At 65.9% G+C, this 17,054-nt stretch carries 11 protein-coding genes; 1 reads left to right on the top strand and 10 read right to left on the bottom strand.

Annotated features, from left to right (window positions below; all coding sequences use genetic code 11):
- Nucleotides 1-48: 48 nt before the first annotated feature.
- From G7Y85_RS06980 to G7Y85_RS06965, 4 genes are all read right to left on the bottom strand, one after another.
- Nucleotides 49-2,340 (bottom strand): hydantoinase B/oxoprolinase family protein, encoded by a 2,292-nt coding sequence (locus tag G7Y85_RS06980; protein ID WP_166253987.1) that lies wholly within the window; start codon nt 2,338-2,340, stop codon nt 49-51.
- Between the two features lie 122 nt (nt 2,341-2,462).
- Nucleotides 2,463-4,595, bottom strand: coding sequence for a hydantoinase/oxoprolinase family protein (locus G7Y85_RS06975; protein WP_166253984.1), 2,133 nt, complete (start codon nt 4,593-4,595; stop codon nt 2,463-2,465).
- Between the two features lie 11 nt (nt 4,596-4,606).
- On the bottom strand, nt 4,607-5,032 hold the full coding sequence (locus G7Y85_RS06970) for an acetone carboxylase subunit gamma (RefSeq protein WP_166253981.1): 426 nt from the start codon (nt 5,030-5,032) through the stop codon (nt 4,607-4,609).
- A 25-nt stretch (nt 5,033-5,057) separates the two neighbouring features.
- Nucleotides 5,058-7,058 (bottom strand): hydantoinase/oxoprolinase family protein, encoded by a 2,001-nt coding sequence (locus G7Y85_RS06965; RefSeq protein WP_166253978.1) that lies wholly within the window; start codon nt 7,056-7,058, stop codon nt 5,058-5,060.
- A gap of 294 nt (nt 7,059-7,352) precedes the next feature.
- On the opposite strand from G7Y85_RS06965, the gene G7Y85_RS06960 reads away from it, so the two are divergent.
- Nucleotides 7,353-9,356: an acetoacetate--CoA ligase gene (locus G7Y85_RS06960; protein ID WP_166253975.1), complete on the top strand. Its 2,004-nt coding sequence runs from the start codon at nt 7,353-7,355 to the stop codon at nt 9,354-9,356.
- Between the two features lie 12 nt (nt 9,357-9,368).
- On the opposite strand, the gene G7Y85_RS06955 is transcribed toward G7Y85_RS06960, so the two are convergent.
- The 6 genes from G7Y85_RS06955 to G7Y85_RS06930 all read right to left on the bottom strand — a co-directional run bounded on the left by G7Y85_RS06955 (nt 9,369) and on the right by G7Y85_RS06930 (nt 16,951).
- The gene (locus tag G7Y85_RS06955) at nt 9,369-9,674 is read right to left on the bottom strand and encodes a hypothetical protein (RefSeq protein ID WP_166253970.1); all 306 of its coding nucleotides are present in this window, start codon (nt 9,672-9,674) and stop codon (nt 9,369-9,371) included.
- Nucleotides 9,671-10,057 (bottom strand): hypothetical protein, encoded by a 387-nt coding sequence (locus G7Y85_RS06950; protein WP_166253967.1) that lies wholly within the window; start codon nt 10,055-10,057, stop codon nt 9,671-9,673. Before G7Y85_RS06950 ends, G7Y85_RS06955 begins: the two co-directional genes overlap by 4 nt.
- A gap of 115 nt (nt 10,058-10,172) precedes the next feature.
- Nucleotides 10,173-12,425: a hydantoinase B/oxoprolinase family protein gene (locus tag G7Y85_RS06945; RefSeq protein WP_166253964.1), complete on the bottom strand. Its 2,253-nt coding sequence runs from the start codon at nt 12,423-12,425 to the stop codon at nt 10,173-10,175.
- Nucleotides 12,426-12,438: 13 nt separating this feature from the next.
- Entirely contained in the window at nt 12,439-14,574 is a 2,136-nt protein-coding gene (locus tag G7Y85_RS06940) for a hydantoinase/oxoprolinase family protein (RefSeq protein ID WP_166253961.1), read from the bottom strand.
- A 10-nt stretch (nt 14,575-14,584) separates the two neighbouring features.
- Entirely contained in the window at nt 14,585-14,998 is a 414-nt protein-coding gene (locus G7Y85_RS06935; protein WP_166253958.1) for an acetone carboxylase subunit gamma, read from the bottom strand.
- Between the two features lie 27 nt (nt 14,999-15,025).
- Nucleotides 15,026-16,951 (bottom strand): hydantoinase/oxoprolinase family protein, encoded by a 1,926-nt coding sequence (locus tag G7Y85_RS06930; protein WP_166253955.1) that lies wholly within the window; start codon nt 16,949-16,951, stop codon nt 15,026-15,028.
- Nucleotides 16,952-17,054 lie beyond the last annotated feature (103 nt).

Genomic DNA, 17,054 nt, shown 5'->3' with positions numbered 1-17,054 from the left:
ATGCAGCCGTCCTTGCGTGAGGCGCGGCCTTGTTCGTGTGTTCCGCGATCAGCGACCGGCCGCGCGACAGGCTTCCAGCGCGGCATTGGCGGCGGCGAGCTGCGCTTCCAGGCCGGCGATCTGCAGATCCTTGGGGTTGGGCATGAACACGCCCTGCAGTTTGTCGGCGTCCATCACGACCTTCATGCTGATCGCCGGGTTCTGTGCGTAGATTCTGGTGTTGTCATTCCAGCTGCCGAAATACGGCAGATTGGCCGGCGGCTCCGGCGTCACCCATTCGGCGACGAATTCATCGAACGGCTTGCTGCGCTGCAGGCGCTCGCGGCGGGCAGCGGCGCGCAGCTCGGCGGTGGCCTCGACATCGACGACCAGGTTGATTTCGTCGTAGACCACCTTGTAGATGTCGTGCGCGTTCGCGTGCGACATCAGGTCTTCGCGCAAGTCCTTCATCACCGCTTCCGGATCGCGTTCGAGCACGTCGCCGTAGCCACCACCGGCGCCCTGGCAGATCATGTAGATCTCGCCTTCGTTGCACAGCTCGAAGGTCATGCCCATGTCGTTGCTGCTGTAGTGGCCGTTCTTGATCGGCTGCTCGTTCATCAGCTTGACGATGTCGAAAACCTCGACGACGTTCGGATCGGCTTTCAGTTCCTCGAAGATGTTGATGCCCTTGATCTTCATCAGCTGGTAGCTGGGACACGAATAGCCGCCGAACAGACCCTGCGCCGACGGGAACTTGGAACCTTCGCAACCGGTCATGAAGCCCCACATGCCCGAGCCACGCGCGGTCGCGATCTGCTCGTAGCCCATGCCGCCGCGATACTTGCCGAAGCCGATGCGGTCCTTGGCGATGCGCTGCGCGCCGAGGCGGATGATCGGCGTGTCTTCCTCGTTGATCTCGTGCTCGCCGGAGTCGCACATGAAGCCGAACACCGGCGACACCGAATGCTCGCCGTCGGCGTGGCTGCGCGCGCCCTGGCCGTTGCCGTTGATGTCGCCGCAGAAATTGCCGGTGACGTCGCCGTGCTGGGTCAGGCCGCCGTAGATGAAGGTCGCCGCCTGGTCGTACTGCGAGGCGATCACCGCCGAATACTTGGTCGGCACGCTGTAGTTGAACTTGTTCATCGGAATGGTCCAGGCCACGCAGGCCTTGAACATCGGCATCAGACTCATCGCCTGCGGCATCTCGCCCTCGGCGTCGATGATCGAATTGCGATCGGAAATGATCTCGATCGGCGACAGCACCGCCATCGTATGCGGCAGGTCCGGCCAGACGTTCTGCAGCAGGCCGGTGCACAGTGCCGCCTTGAACGAAGCAATGTTGGTATTGACCGCACGGTTCATGAACTGCGGCGCGGTGCCGCGGAAATCCATGATCAGACGATCGCCCTTGACCGTGATCGCCAGCGAAATCTTCTGCAGGCAGTTCTCGCGCAGCGACGAGTCCATGAACTGCAGCACGCGCGTCGTGCCGTCCGGCATTTCGGCGATGCGGCGGCGCATTTCGGTTTCGGTGTCTTCCAGATGCTTGCGCAGCGTGCCGACCAGCAGATCCTTGCCGAACTGGTCGAGGATCGCGAGCATGCGTTCGCGCAGACGCATCACCGCGTGCAGCTTGACCTTCATGTCCTCGAGCTGCAGCTTGGGATCGCGCACCGAGTTCTGCAGGAAGGTGACGAGATCGCGCTTGAGCTTGAAGTTCTCGACCACCTTGAACGGCGACATCTTGATGCCTTCGTCGTACTTGCTCTCGGCGGCCGCCGGCATGCCGCCCGGCTCGCAGGCGCCGTTCTCGCCCTCGTGGATCGTGCTCGACAGCCAGCAGATCAGCTCGCCCTTCCAGTACAGCGGCATCATCATCGACTGGTCGGTGTTGTGCACGCCGCCGTAGCGCGCGTCGTTGTGGATGAAGCCGTCGCCGTCCTTGACGCCGACCGTCGGGTCGTCGATCCAGTTCTTGATGATGAAGCGGATCGGATAGAAGCAGCAGGCGGCGAACGCGATGATGCCGTGCGGCGCGATCATCGCCAGATCACCCTGCGCGGTGTAGACGCCGGTCACCAGATCGCCCCATTTGGCGCCGGGCGCGGCGCCCATCTGATTGACCATCGTGAACGCTTCCGACAGCGCGGCGTTGATCAGTCCGCGCACATGATGGACCTGGTGCGTATCGAGATCCCTGGCCAGCGCCGACGCTTCCATCTTGGAACGCGGCTGGATGCTGTGGTTGCGCATGATCTCGGGATCGGGCCCGAGGAACAGGCGGTTGTCGGACAGGAACTTGTCGAGCAGGACCTGATCGTCCTTGTTCAGTTCCACTTTTCCGGGCATGTCGTTCATTTCATTCTCCTCATCGTCTTTGTTCCCTCTCCCTCGGGGGAGGGCCGGGATGAAGGCCGCTGTGAGCTGCCCTCATCCGCCCTGCGGGCGCCTGCTCCCGGAGGGAGAAGGACCTCGCAGACTCAATGGCCGCCGCGCGTGAACCACACGGCGCCCTGTGCCGCCGCGTAGTAGCGCCAGCCCGGCTCGACGAGGTAGGTCGTCGCCGGGGTCGTGACCAACGCCGGACCATCGATGCGCGTGCCTTCGGCCAGCGCACCCACGTCGTACAGCCGCGTCTCGACCGGACCGTCATGGCCGGGGAAGTGGCAGGCGCGCGTGCCGACCGGCTCGACGCGCTGGCCCTCGCGGCCGTCGTCCTGGATGCCGCTGAAGCTCGCCGTGGATTGCACGACGTACGAGCAGACGCGAATCGTGTTGATGCGGATGCCCGCCTCCGGTGACTGGCTGCCCTCGCCGAAGCGCTCGCCGTAGCGGGTGTGGAACTGATCGATCAGGCGCAGGACATCGCGCTGGCTCTTGAGCCGCAGCACGTCCGAAACCACCGCGGTCTGCACGCGCTGGTTGCCGTAGCGCATGTCGATTTCGAGGCGGTACGCGATGTCCCCGGCCTCGAACCCCTGACGCACCAGATCGTCGCGACCGCGCCGCTCGAGCTCCTCGACATTGGCGTTGAAGGACGCGTAGTCGGAAAAGAACTGCTTGAGGTTGGGATCGAACAGCGTCGTCCAGGTGCTGATCTCGTGGATGTGCATCTGGTTCATGTTGCCGGCGCCGACGGCCGAGAACACCGCCGAGAACGGCGGCGCCAGAATGCGATCGACACCGAGCACGGCCGCGATCCCGCAGGCATGCAGCGGACCGTTGCCGCCGTAGGCGAGCACCGTGAAGTCGCGAGGCTCGTAGCCGCGCGTGCGCAGCTCGGTGGCGATGCCGTTGGCCATGTTGGCGTCGACCGTGCGCTTCACCAGCTTTGCCGTCTCGACCACGCTCATGTCGAGCTCGTCGCCGAGATCCTCGAACGCCTGTTTCGCGCGCCGCGCATTGAGCTTGATGTGGCCGTTGGCGTAGTTCGAAGGATCGAGATAGCCGAGCAGCAGGTCGGCATCCGTGACCGTCGGCTGCAGGCCGCCGCGGTCGTAGCAGGCCGGCCCCGGATCGGACCCGGCGGACTGCGGCCCGACCTTCACCGACTTGAACAGGCGGTCGTAGTTGCAGATCGAGCCACCGCCGGCACCGAGCGTGACGAGGTGGACCATCGGAATCGAAACCAGCCAGCGGTCGATCACCGGATTGAAGTCGTAGTACTTGACGCCACCTTCGACGACGATGCCGATGTCGAAGCTGGTGCCGCCCATGTCGGTGGCGACGACATTGCCCAGGCCGGTCTGCACCATCAGATGCTCGCTGGCGGCAATGCCGGACACCGGCCCGGAATGCACGGTCTGCAGCGCGTCGGTGGAGTTGAGCTGTGCCATGCCGCCGGAGTTGTGATTGACCAGCATCGGCTTGTCGTAGCCGTTGGCGCGCAGATTCAGTTCCAGGGTACCGAGGCCGTGATACATGGTCGCGTGCAGGAACGCATCCATGATGGTCGACATCGAGCGCGCGTATTCGCCCTTGCGGCCGGCCACCTGATGACTCAGCAGCATCGGAATCGCGCCAAGCAGATGCGCCGGATACTCCTCGAGGAAAATTTCGCGAACGCGCAGCTCGTGCGCCGGATTGACGACCGAATTGGTGAACGCGACGACCAGCGCCTCGGCGCCGGCGTCGACCAGCTCGCGGATGCGGCTGCGCACGTCGTCCTCGTCGAGATGCCAGAAGATCTGGCCGAGATAGTCGACGCGCTCGCGCACCTCGCGAATCATCGGGATCGGCACGATCGGCTCCGGACGTGATGCGTTCGGAATGTCCATCTGCGCTTCTTCCGGCAGACCTTCGCCGTAGCCGCGCGCGCGCGACAGCGGAATCGTGCTCTTGAAGCCGGTCGTCACCAACGCACCGATGCGCGGCCCCTTGCGCTCGATCAACGCGTTCGTGCCCAGCGTCGTCGCGTAGCGCACGGAATCGACCTGCGACAGCAGCGCCGGCACTGCGACATCCAGCTCGCTGCAGGCATTGGCCAGCGCCTCGTTGAAGCCGAGCGCGAGATTGTGATGCGTGGTCAGCGCCTTGCCCTGGATGTTGCGGTCGCCCCAGGCGACGAAGCAGTCGGTGAAGGTGCCGCCGATATCAACGGATACGCGTTTCATGGCCGTGTCCTTCAGTGCTTGTGGCCGGCGTGCAGCGAACGACCGGACTTCACTTTCTCGAGCGCGAGGTCCGGACCGATCGCCGGCTCCTTCACCTCGGGGCGATCCTTCCACTGCAGCTTCAGTGCATCGATGTCGAGCTCGATGTCGTGCAGCGGCGGGTGCCCGGGCGGCAGATATTCAGCCTCGAACATCGTTCCGCAGTTCGGGCAGTAGTATTCGAGAATCCGGCACCACAGCGGGTCCGGCGAGTAAGTACGTGCATACATCTTCGGATCGACCAGCGGCTTGTGGATCTCGCGCGGGTCGCGGTCGTAGACGCGCAAGCCACGCTTGTAGTTCTCGCGCGCCGAGATCAGCACGTGATCGCAGCGGCGGCACTCGTACATCTCGGAATCGAGATTGATGCGCAGGTATTCGGTGACCAGGACTTTCATGTGATTTCCTCGCAAGCCTCGGAACTCAGGCCTTGACCAGCAGGATGTCGCCGCTGGCGTTGAATTCGAAACGCCAGCCGGCATCGATGCGGCAGGTGTAGAACGCTTCCTCGAGCACGCAGGGGCCGCTGGCGCCGGAACCGGCCGACTGCTCCTCGGCGCGATATAGCGGCACCTCGTGCGGCTTGCCGTCGATGGCGATGCGGCGCTGCCCCGCGGCCTTGGCCGCGCTGTGTCCGGCACCGAACTGACCGCTGAGCTTCGGCTGCGCGATGGCCTTGGCCGACAGCAGCGACAGCGACAGCCGTGCGTCCTTGCCGATTCCGGCCGGCAGCTTGCCATCGGCGATCGTCACTTCGCGCTCGCCGCGGTCGTCGGCGATCTGCAGCGTCGTCGTGATCGCGCAGTCGTCGAAATCGATGCCTTCGCCGGCCATGCCACGGCGCGCCCGCTCGAACAAGGCGTCGCTCGCCTTCTTCAGACCGGCGGCGTCGTTCGACGACAGCGTCGCCTCGTACTGATGGGCGATGTCGGAGAAGCCGAGGCCGAAGGCCGAGAACACGGCCGCCAGCCCCGGAATCAACACCTGCGAGATGCCGGCGGCTTCCGCGACCTTGCAGACCACGAACGGTCCGCCACCGCCAAATGCCGCGAGAGTCGTGTCCGGCGTGATCCTGGCGACCTTCTTCAAGGCATCCGCGACTTTCGCGACCCAGGCCTTTTCCATCTCGACCGCTGCCGTCTCGACCGACAGGCCAAGTGGCCTGGCGATCTTCTCGTCGATCACGGCACGCGCGCGCTCGACATCGATCTTCAGTTCGCCACCGAAGAACGACGCCGGATCGAGCAAGCCCTGCAAGAGGAATGCATCGGTGATCGTCGCCTCGCCGCCGCCGAGACCGAAGCAGGCCGGACCCGGTGCGCTGCCCACCGATTGCGGCCCGACCCGGATCGTCTTGCCATCGACGCGGATGATGGAGCTGCCGCCGACACCGACGCTGACGACGTCGCAGAGCGGGAACGACACGCCAACGCCTTCGACCTTGCCGCGCGCCTCGGCGCGTACCACGCCGTCGTCGACCACACCGATGTCGGTCGTCGTGCCGCCGACGTCCATCGACAGCAGCTGCCTGAATCCGTAATGCGCCGCCAGCGCACGGCTGCCTTCCATGCCGCCGCGCGGACCGGACGAATAGGTCTTGACCGCCGTGGTCTTGGCGACGCGCGCCGAGTGGCCGTCATTGCGGAAGATCAGCAGCGGGTTGCGCGCCTTGTTTTCGCGCAGCTTGTGCTCGGCCGAATACAGGAAGCGCTCCATCGCCGGATGCAGGAAGGCATTGAGGATCGCGCTCCAGGCGCGGCGCAGATCGTTGTCGTCCTCGACCACCTCGTGCGAATACAACAAGGGAATGGCGCCGAGCAGATGCGGCGGGAACTTGCGCAGCAGGATGCGCCGCAGACGCCGTTCCGCCTCGCCACGATCATTGCCGCCAACCGCGACGATGATGCGATTGGCACCGGTCGACGCGAGCTGGTTGACCGCGGAAATCGCCGCCTTCTCCAGCGCGGCTTCGTCGCTGGCAAGATCGAGCGTGGTCGTGCGCTCGCCGATCAGCGCGTCGAACAGTTCGCCGGCGCCGTCGTGCTCGCGCAGCTGCGCCGCGCTCAGGCTGCCGCCGGTGATCAGGCCCAGCCGCGGCCCCTTGCGCTCGACCAGGGCATTGGTGCCCTGCGTGGTCGAGTAGCGGATGTGCTGCGTGCCGAGCAGGAGCTGCAGCAGATTCTCCTCGCCATAGATCAGGCGCGAGACCTTGCGCAGCCCTTCGAACAGGCATTTCGACAGATCGTAGGGTGTGGTCAAGGTCTTGGTCCGCCAGACCTGATCGCCGTCGATCACGCAGATGTCGGTCAGCGTGCCGCCGTTGTCGATATTGATCAGCTTGCCCGACGACAAGCCCGCCGCGCCCGCGGCGGCGGCTGATGCGGACGTGCGGCGCGACGCCATCTCATCGAGGGCGATGCTCATCAGTCATTCTCCAATTGGGACAAGTCCGGCATGGCCGACACTTCGCCACTGCGCGTGGCAGGGGTTGCACTCGCCATTGCCGGTTCTCCTCCGGGTTCGTTCTGTGGCTGGAAGCGATGGGTGTGTCCCCCGCTTTCTCCAAACAGACGATATCGGCCACCACGCGAGTGGCCGCTACCCGTGCGGGTAGTTTTTCCGGCATGACCGGAAACCCTTCCTAGGAATGGTCACACCGTGATATTCGAACGCCAGCATCGGTTGTCGCGCGCCACCCGGAGCGCGCACCGGAGGCTCATGAATACGCAGGAAATCGGCATCATGCCGCTATGGACGCCATCACCCCGGCGACAGGCCGACAGTCATCTGTCGCGGTACATGGCCTGGCTCGCGGCGCGCGGCCAGCGCTTCGATGATTACGCTGCACTGCAACAGTGGTCGACCACCGAGCTTGAAGCGTTCTGGGCTTCGATCTGGGATTACTTCGGCGTGCAGAGCCGCACGCCGTACGAGCGCGTGCTCGACACGAGACAGATGCCCGGCGCCCGCTGGTTCGCCGGCGCGCGGGTCAACTTCGCGGCGCACCTGCTGGCGAAAGGCAGCGGCGAACGGGTCGCCGTGCACGCTGCCAGCGAGTCACGGCCCCTGCAGCGCTGGTCGTGGGACGAACTGCGCCGCGCGGTGCTGACGCTGGCCACGCAGTGGCGCGCGCGCGGCGTGCAGCCCGGCAATCGCATCTGCGCCTGGCTGCCGAACACGCCGGAGGCCCTGATCGGCTTTCTCGCCAGCGCCAGCATCGGTGCCGTCTGGTCGAGCTGCTCGCCGGACTTCGGCGTGTCCACCGTGCTCGACCGCTTCGGCCAGATTGCGCCCAAGGTCCTGCTGCTGACCGACGGCTACCGCTACGGCGGCAAGGACTTCGATCGCCGCCCGGCGCTGCGCGAGCTGGTCGCGAAGCTGCCGAGCGTCGAGCAGCTGGTCTTCGTGCCGGGACTCGATGACGCGGTCCCCGACGATCTCGGCCAACCGGTCACGCCTTGGGCGACCCTACTGCAGGCGTCCGCAACGGAGCCGGAGGATTTCACGTTCGCCGACACGGCTTTCGATCATCCCCTGTGGGTCGTCTATTCATCCGGCACCACCGGCCTGCCGAAGCCCTTCGTGCACGGACACGGCGGCATCCTGGTCGAATACCTGAAGTTCCATCACTTCCACTTCGACCTGAAACCGGATTCGACCCTGTTCTATTTCACGACCACCGGCTGGGTGATGTGGAACATGCTGGTGGCCGGCCTGCTGACCGGCAGCAGCATCGTGCTCTACGACGGCCATCCGATGGCGCCACGCCCCGACGTGCTCTGGCAACTGGCACAGGACACCGGCACCAGCTTCTTCGGCGCCAGTCCTTCGTACATCGGCCAGCTGATGAAACTCGGCCTGAAGCCGAACCGCGACTGGGATCTCTCGCGCCTGCGCAACATGATGCTCGGCGGCGCACCGGTGATGGCCGAGCACATGCGGTGGTGCTACGAACACGTCAACGCCGACCTTTGGCTGACCTCGCAGAGCGGCGGCACCGACGTCGCGTCCGGCTTCGTCGGCGGCGTGCCGATCGCGCCGCTGTACGCCGGCGAAATCCAGGGTCGCTGCCTCGGCGTCGACGTCGAGGCCTACGACGACCACGGCCAGCCGCGCATCGGCGAGGTCGGCGAACTGGTCGTGCGCAAGCCGATGCCGTCGATGCCGCTGTACCTGTGGAACGACGATGACGGGCAGCGCTATCGCGACGCCTACTTCGACGTCTATCCGGGTGTCTGGCGGCACGGCGACTACCTGCGCATCAATGCACGTGGCGGTTGCCAGATCCTCGGCCGCTCGGATTCGACGCTCAATCGCCACGGCGTGCGCATCGGCACCGCCGAGATCTATCGCACGCTCGCCGGCGTCGACGAAATCGACGACAGCCTGATCGTCAACCTCGACCTGCCGCACGGCGCGTTCTTCATGCCGCTGTTCGTCGTGCTGAAGTCCGGAGTCGCGCTGGACGCTGCATTGCAGGCGCGTATCTGCGATGCACTGCGCCGCCAGGGCTCGCCGCGACACGTGCCCGACGCGATCATCGCGGTCGACGCGATTCCGTACACGCTGACCGGCAAGAAGATGGAGGTGCCGGTGCGCAAGCTGCTGCTCGGCGCGCCGGTCACCTCGGTCGCCAGCCGCGACGCGACCGCAAACCCGGCCGCGCTCGACTGGTTCGCCGGCTATGCCGGCGAGATCGCGGCACGCTTCGCGGCGCAATGAACCGGCGCGACTTCAGTCCGGCACGCAGGTCTCGGTCATGCCCTGCGCGGCTTCGAAGCGACTCCAGCGGTGTTCGTAGACCGTCGTCGTGATCTGCTTGAGATCGTCCGGACTGAGCTGCTCGAACATGCGCTGGTAATAGCTCGGATCACGATCGATCGAGCCGACGATGATCTGCAGCGGGTAGCCGAGTTCGAGATTCTGGGCGGCCCCCATCGCGAAATCGACGGCATCGGCGCACCAGTCGTCGCTGTGCGCGGCACACAGCATCGGCGCCGCCATCAGCAGCACCGCACCGCACCTCGCCGCGCGCTTCACGTGCGGGCCTGCGGGTCGGCAATGACCGGTGCGGCCGGCGGCGCGACACCCGGCGGCAAGGCCGTGCCCAGACGCCTGGCGCAGCTGCGCGCCGTCTCGCGTGCGGCGCCGAAACGCGACCAGCGATTGCGGAACACCTGCAGGACCAGCGCCTGCATGTCGGCCGGCTCGAGATCCGGGTACTGCTGCTTGAAGACCTCGGGGCTCTGGCGGATCGAGGTCTCGATCGACGCCTGGCTTTTGCCCGCGTCGCGGCGCTCGGCCGTGCGCATCGCGAAGTCCACCGCATCCGCGCAGTAGCCGTCGCTGGGCTGTGCCGCCCACAGCGGCGGCGCGAGCGCCAGCGTCACGATCACCGCCATCCATGCCCTTGCCCGATTCATCGCCGTCGTTCTCCTCGCCGGTTGTGCGGATGACCGCAACCCTGCCTGCGCAGTGTCCGGTCTTTGCGCCTTACGTGCCAGCGGCGATTTCGGTTGCAGGCGGATCGCAGCCGGCTCAGCCGCCCGCCGCTGCGCGCAGCGACGCCACCTCCGCCTGCAGCGCCGCGATCTGCACGTCCTTGGGATTGAGCATGAACATGCTGGCGAGCTTGTCGCCGTCCATCTTCATGCGCTGCCCCATCATCACGCCGTAGACCTGGCTCGTGTCGTCCCAGCAGCCGAAGAACGGCAGGTGCGCCGGCGGCTCCTCGGTCTGCCACTCGGCGACGAAGGCATCGTAGGGCTTGCCGCGCGCAATCCGCGCCTTGCGCTCGTCGGCACGCAGGCGCTCGGTGCCTTCGCGGTCGATGACCAGGGTGTCGGAGTCGAAGACGATGCGGTAGATGTCGCGCGCCGTGGCGTGCGAGATCAGGTCGTTCTCGATGTCCTCGATCACGAGATCGGGATCACGCTGCAGCACGTCGCCGTATCCGCCGCCGGCGCCTTGGCACATCATGTACAGCTCACCGGGCGCCGCCAGCTCGAAGGTCATGCCCATGTCGTGCGTCGAGTACTGCGCGCCGGGAATCGGCTGCGTGTTCATGATCTCGACGATGTCCAGCGGCAGGCCGTCCGGCTGTTCCTTCAGGAACTCGAAGACGTTGGTGCCCTTGACCTTGCACAGCGGATAGGTCGGCGAGGCATAGCCGCCGAACAGCGGTTGCGCCGACGAGAACAGCGAACCTGAGCAACCGGTCATGAAGCCCCACAGTCCGGAATTGCGGTAGGTGTGGATCTGTTCGTAGCCGAGGCCGCTGCGCTGCTTGCCGAAGCCGACCCGGTCCTTGGCCAACGTGAACGCGCCGAGACGGACGATCGGCAGGTCTTCCTCCATCAGTTCGATCTCGCCGAGATCGCAGTGCGCGGCGAACGGTGGCGACACCGAATGCTCGCCATCGCGATGGCTGCGACCGCCCTGCCCCATGCCGTTGATGTCGGCGCAGAAGTTGCCGACGTATTCGGTGTGCTGGGTCAGGCCGCCGTAGATCAGGGTCGCCGGCTGGTCGTACTGCGGCGCGACCATCGCCGTGTAGCGCACCGGCAGCATGTAGTTGAACTTGGCCATCGGGATGCAGGCGATGGTCATGGTCTTGAACAGCGGGATCAGGCTCATCGCCTGCGGTGTGTCGAAGGAGCCGTTGATCAGCGACTTTTCGTCGAAGATGAAGTCGAACGGCGTGAACACCGCCATCGTGAACGGCAGATCCGGCCAGATGTTCTGCATGAAGCCGGTGAACAGCATGGTCTTGAACGAAGCCTGGCAGGCATTGATCGAGCGGTTCAGCAGTTCCGGCGACGAGCCGCGCATGTCCACCGTCATGCGGTCACCCTTCACTGTGATCGCCATGTTGAGCTTGAGCAGGGCGTTTTCGCGCAGTGTGGAGTCGGCGAACGACACGGTCCGCGTCGTGCCGTCCGGCAGCTCGCGGATGCGGCGATGCACTTCCTCGACCACGTCCTCGATATGCAGGCGCAGGGTGCTGATCAGCGCTTCCTCGCCGTGTTCTTCCAGCACCTTGAGCACACGCTCGCGCAGGCGCAGCACCGAATGCAGGCGCACCTTCATGTCCTCAAGCTGCAGCTTCGGGTCGCGTACCGAGTTCTGCAGGAAGGTGACGATGTCGCGCTTCAGCTCGAAGTTCTCGACGACGCGGAACGGCGGCATCTTCAGGCCTTCGTCGAACTTGCTCTCGGCGGCCGCCGGCATGCCGCCGGGTTCGCAGGAGCCGTTCTCGCCTTCATGGATCGTCGCCGACAGCCAGCAGACGATCTTTCCCTTCCAGAACACCGGCATCATCATCGACTGGTCGGTGTTGTGGATGCCGCCGTAGCGCGCGTCGTTGTGAATGAAGCCGTCGCCTTCCTTGACGCCGACGGTCGGCTCGTCGACCCAGTACTTGAGGATGAACTTGATCGGATAGAACACCGCCGCCGCGAAGCCGCCGACGCCGTGCGGCGCGATCATCGACAGGTCGCCGCTGGCGGTGAAGATCGCGGTGGTCATGTCGCCCCACTTGGCACCGGGCGCGGCGCCCATCTGCTCGATCATGGTGTTGCTCTCGTCGAGCGCCGCGACGACCAGACCACGCACCTCGTTGATCTTGTGGCGGTCGACCGACTGCGACAGCAACTGTTCCTCAAGCGGACTGCGCGCCTCGATGCGGTGGTTTTCCATGATCGCCGGGTCCGGCGCGAAGAACAGCTTGTTCTGCGTCAGGAAGCGGTCCAGCATCGCCTGCTGGTCTGCGCTGATGTTCAGATCATTCATGTGGACTCTCCTCTCAGGCGTCGATCTGAGTGAACCAGACCGCGTTCTGCTGCGCCGCCTGGTAACGCCAGCCGGGCTCGATCAGGTAAGTGGTGGCACGCGTGACGACGATCGCCGGACCGTCGATCTGCGTACCGGGGGTCAGGGCATCCTCGCCGTAGATCGACGTCGCCAGCGCACCGTCGTGTCCGACGAAATGGCAGTCGCGCTGCGCGATCGGCGGTGGCGGCGGCAGCGGCTTGCCGCTCGGGCGGATGCCGGTGAAGCTGATGCCCGGGTGTTCGACGAACGAGCAGACGCGGATCGTGTTGATGCGCACGCCCGCTTCCGGCGTCTGGCTGCCCTTGCCGAAGCGCTCGCCATAGCGCGTGTGGAACTGGTCGATCAGCTTGAGCACATGCTCCGGCGTCGTCACACGGTTGAGGTCGGTGACCACCGCTGTCTCGACGCGCTGGTTGCCGTAGCGCATGTCGAGTTCGAGCCGGTACTGGATCTGTTCGGCGGTAAAGCCCTGGCGCAGCAGATCATCGCGACCGCGCTGCTCCAGCTCCTCGACGATACCGTTGAATCGCGCGTAGTCGCTGAAGAAGCTGCGCTGGTTGGCGTCGAACAGCGTCGTCCACGTGCTCATCTCGTGGATGTGCAGCTGGTTCATGTTGCCGGCACCGACCGCCGAGAACACCGAGGCGAACGGCGGCGCGAGGATGCGCTTCACGCCAAGCGCGCGGGCGATGCCACAGGCGTGCAGCGGACCGTTGCCGCCGTAGGCCAGCGTCGTGAAGTTCTCCGGCTCGTAGCCGCGTGTGCGCAGCTCGCGGGCGATGCCGTTGGCCATGTTGGCATCGACCGTCGCCTTGATCAGCTTGGCGACTTCGACCGGCGACAGGTCGAGTTCGTCGCAGAGCTCATTCTCGATCGCCTGCTTCGCACGCCGCGGATTGAGCTTGATGCGGCCGCCGGCGTAGTTGGCCGGGTCTAGATAGCCGAGCACGAGATCGGCGTCGGTCACGGTCGGCTTCAGGCCGCCGCGATCGTAGCTGGCCGGGCCGGGATCGGAGCCGGCGCTGTCCGGTCCGACCTGCACGGTACGGAACATGCGGTCGTAGGCGCAGATCGAACCGCCGCCGGCACCGAGCGTGACCAGGTGGATCATCGGCACGCTGACCATCCAGCGCTCGATCACCGGATTGAAGTCGTAGTGCTTGACACCGCCCTCGACGACGATGCCGATATCGAAGCTGGTGCCGCCCATGTCGGTGGCGACGATGTTGCCGAGCTCGGTCTGCAGAGCGAGATGCTCGCTCGCGGCGATGCCCGACACCGGTCCACTGTGCACCGTCTGCAGCGCATCGGTGGAATTGAGCTGCGCCATGCCGCCGGAGTTGTGATTGACCAGCATCGGCTTGTCGTAGCCGGCGTTGCGCAGGTTCAGTTCCAGCGTGCCGAGGCCGTGGTACATCACCTGGTGCAGGAAGCCGTCCATGATCGTCGACATCGCACGCACGTATTCGCCCTTGCGACCGGCGACCTGATGCGACAGCAGCATCGGGATCGCGCCGAGCATGTGCCCCGGGTACTCGTCGAGGAACAGCTCGCGGATGCGCAGCTCGTGCACCGGATTGACGACGCTGTTGGCGAGCACGACGACGACCGCCTCGGCGCCCTTGTCGACCAGCTGGCGCAGCTTGTCGCGCAGGTCCTCCTCGTCCAGCTTCATCACCACGTCGCCGGAATAGTCGACGCGCTCGCGCACTTCGAGAATCATCGGGATCGGCACGATGGGATCCGGACGCTGTGCGTTCGGCACGTCCATCTGCTGCTTGTGCGGCAGGCCGACGCCATAGCCCTTGGCACGCGACAGCGGTACCGAAGCGCGAAAGCCGGCCGTCGTCAGCAGACCGAGACGCGGGCCCTTGCGCTGGATCAGCGCGTTGGTGCCGAGCGTGGTGGCATAGCGCACCGAGTCGACCTGCGACAGCAGCTCGCGCTCGTCCAGCCCCAGTTCCTGGCAGGCATTGCGCAGCGCATCGTTGAAGCCGAGCGCGAGGTTCTGGTGGGTGGTCAGCGCCTTGCTCTCGATGCAGCGCTCGTCCCAGGCGACGAAGCAGTCGGTGAAGGTGCCGCCGATATCAACGGAAACGCGTTTCATGGCGGCGCCCTCAGTGCCGGTGGCCGGCATGGCTGTGGCCGCGCGGCCGCGGCGGTTCCTCGCCGACCGGCACTTCCCGCACTTCCTCGCGATCCTGCCACTGCAGCTTCAGCGCATCGATGTCGAATTCGATGTCACGCACCGGCGGATGGCCCGGCGGCAGGTATTCGGTTTCGATCATCGCTCCGCATTTCGGGCAGTAGTACTCGAGAATCCGGCACCACTGCGGATCCGGCGAATAGGTGCGCGCGTACTTCGCGGGATCGAGCAGCGGTTTGTGGATCTCGCGCGGATCGCGGTCGTAGACCAGCAGGCCGCGCTTGTAGTTGTCGCGCGCCGAAACCAGTTCCGCCTGGCAGTGGCGGCATTCCCAGGTTTCGCGATCGAGGTCGATGCGCAGGTTTTCGGTGACCAGTACTTTCATTGGAGATTCCCGGTGGGACGACGGCGCTCAGGCGCGCGTCAGCAGAATGTCGTGGGCGGCATTGATTTCCAGGCGCCAGCCCGGATCGATGCGGCAGGTGAAGAAGCTCTCTTCGAGCACCGCCGGGCCGTCGGCCACGGCGCCGGCGCCGAGGGACTCGGCGCGATACAGCGGCACGGCGCGCGGCTCGCCGCCGAACCGCACGCTGCGTTGCGCGTCGCTGCCGGCCGGCACCGCAGCGGTCTGCGCAAAGCGACCGCTCAACTGCGGCTGCGCGATACGCCGGCAGACCTGCAGCGAGACCGACAGCATCGCGTCATCGGGCAGATCGGCCGGCAGTTCGTCGCGGCTCAGGCTGCGCTGCTGCTCGCCTGCCGCACTGGCGATCTGCAGGGTCCGTTCGATCTCGCAGTCCTCGAGTGCGAAGCCCTCGGCAAACATGCCGCGCCGCGCCTGCTCGGTCAGTTCGTCGAGCACCTTCCGCAGCCCGGCGCTGTCCCTGGACGCCAGCGGCGCCTCGTAGCGGTGCGCGATATCGGAGAAGCCGAGGCCGAAGGCAGAGAACACCGCGGCCAGGCCGGGGATCAGCACGCGACGGATGCCGGCGGCTTCGGCCACCTTGCAGACCACGAACGGTCCGCCGCCGCCGAACGCAGCGAGCACCGTGTCGTCGTCGATGCGCGTGAACTGCTTCAGGCTGTTGGCGACCTTGGCGACCCAGGCCTGCTCCATCGCGGCAGCCGCCTGTTCGACACTGCAGCCCAGCGGCGCGGCGATCTTCTCGTCGATCACCGCCCTTGCGCGCTCGATGTCGAGATGCAGGTCGCCGCCGAAGAACGACGCCGGATCGAGCAGGCCCTGCACGAGAAAGGCGTCGGTGATCGTCGCCTCGACGCCGCCGAGTCCGAAGCACGCCGGACCGGGTGCGCTGCCGACACTGTGCGGGCCGACCACGATCCCGCCGTCGGCGACGCGGATGATCGAGCTGCCGCCGACGCCGACGCTGGCGACGTCGCACAGCGGGAACGACACCTCGATGTCCTCCACCCGGCCGCGCGCATGCGCGCGAACGACACCGTCGCGCACCTCGCCGATGTCGGTCGTCGTGCCGCCGACGTCCATCGACAGCAGGTGCGAATAGCCGTAGTGCGCGGCAATCGAGCGCGCGCCCTCCATGCCGCCGCGCGGTCCCGAGCTGTACGTTTTCAGCGCGATGGTCTTGGCAACGCGCGCGGAGTGTCCGTCGTTGCGGAAGATCAGCAGCGGCTTGCCCGCCTTGTGCTCGCGCAACTGATGTTCGGCGCTGTACAGGAAGCGCTCCATGGCCGGGTGCAGGAAGGCATTGAACAGCGCCGTCCAGGTGCGCCGCACGTCGTCGGCGTCCTCGACGACTTCCTGCGAGTACAGGATCGGCATCGCACCCAGCAGGTGTTGCGGGAAGCGGCGCAGCAGGATGCGCTTGATCAGCGCTTCGGTTCCCGCGCGAGCCGATCCGCCGCCGGCGACGACCAGGCGATTGGCGCCGGCCGAACCGAGTGCATTGACCGCCTGCACGATGGCCAGCTCCAGCGCCTCGCCGGTCAGCGCGGCATCCAGTTGCCGGACGCGGCTGCCGACGATGACATCGAACAGCTCGCCGGCGGCCGGCGCCGCACGCAATGACGTGATGTCCAGGCTACCGGTCAGCAGCAGCCCCAGCCGCGGCCCCTTGCGCTCGACCAGGGCGTTGGTGCCCTGCGTCGTCGAATAGCGAAGGTGGTCGGTGGACGCGAGCAGCGCGACCAGATCCTCCTCGCCGTAGACCGCGCGCGAGGCCTTGCGCAGCCCGTCGAGCAGGCAGCGCGACAGATCGTGGGGCGTGGTCAGCGTCTTGGTGCGATACACCGTGGCGCCGTCGATCACGCAGATGTCCGTCAGCGTGCCGCCGTTATCGACATTGATCAGCTTGCCCATCACTCCTCCAGAGCCTGACGTTCCGTGTGTGTCCGGAACTTGTGAGGCTCAGGCTAGGGCTTGCGACGGGCCAACGGCCCACTCCTATGGATGGCGGGTGTGC

The sequence above is a fragment of the Solimonas terrae genome (assembly GCF_011067135.1).
In the GTDB taxonomy this organism is placed as follows: domain Bacteria; phylum Pseudomonadota; class Gammaproteobacteria; order Nevskiales; family Nevskiaceae; genus Solimonas; species Solimonas terrae.
Note: the sequence above shows the minus strand (reverse complement) of the source record. Positions and strands in the feature narration are given on the sequence as shown.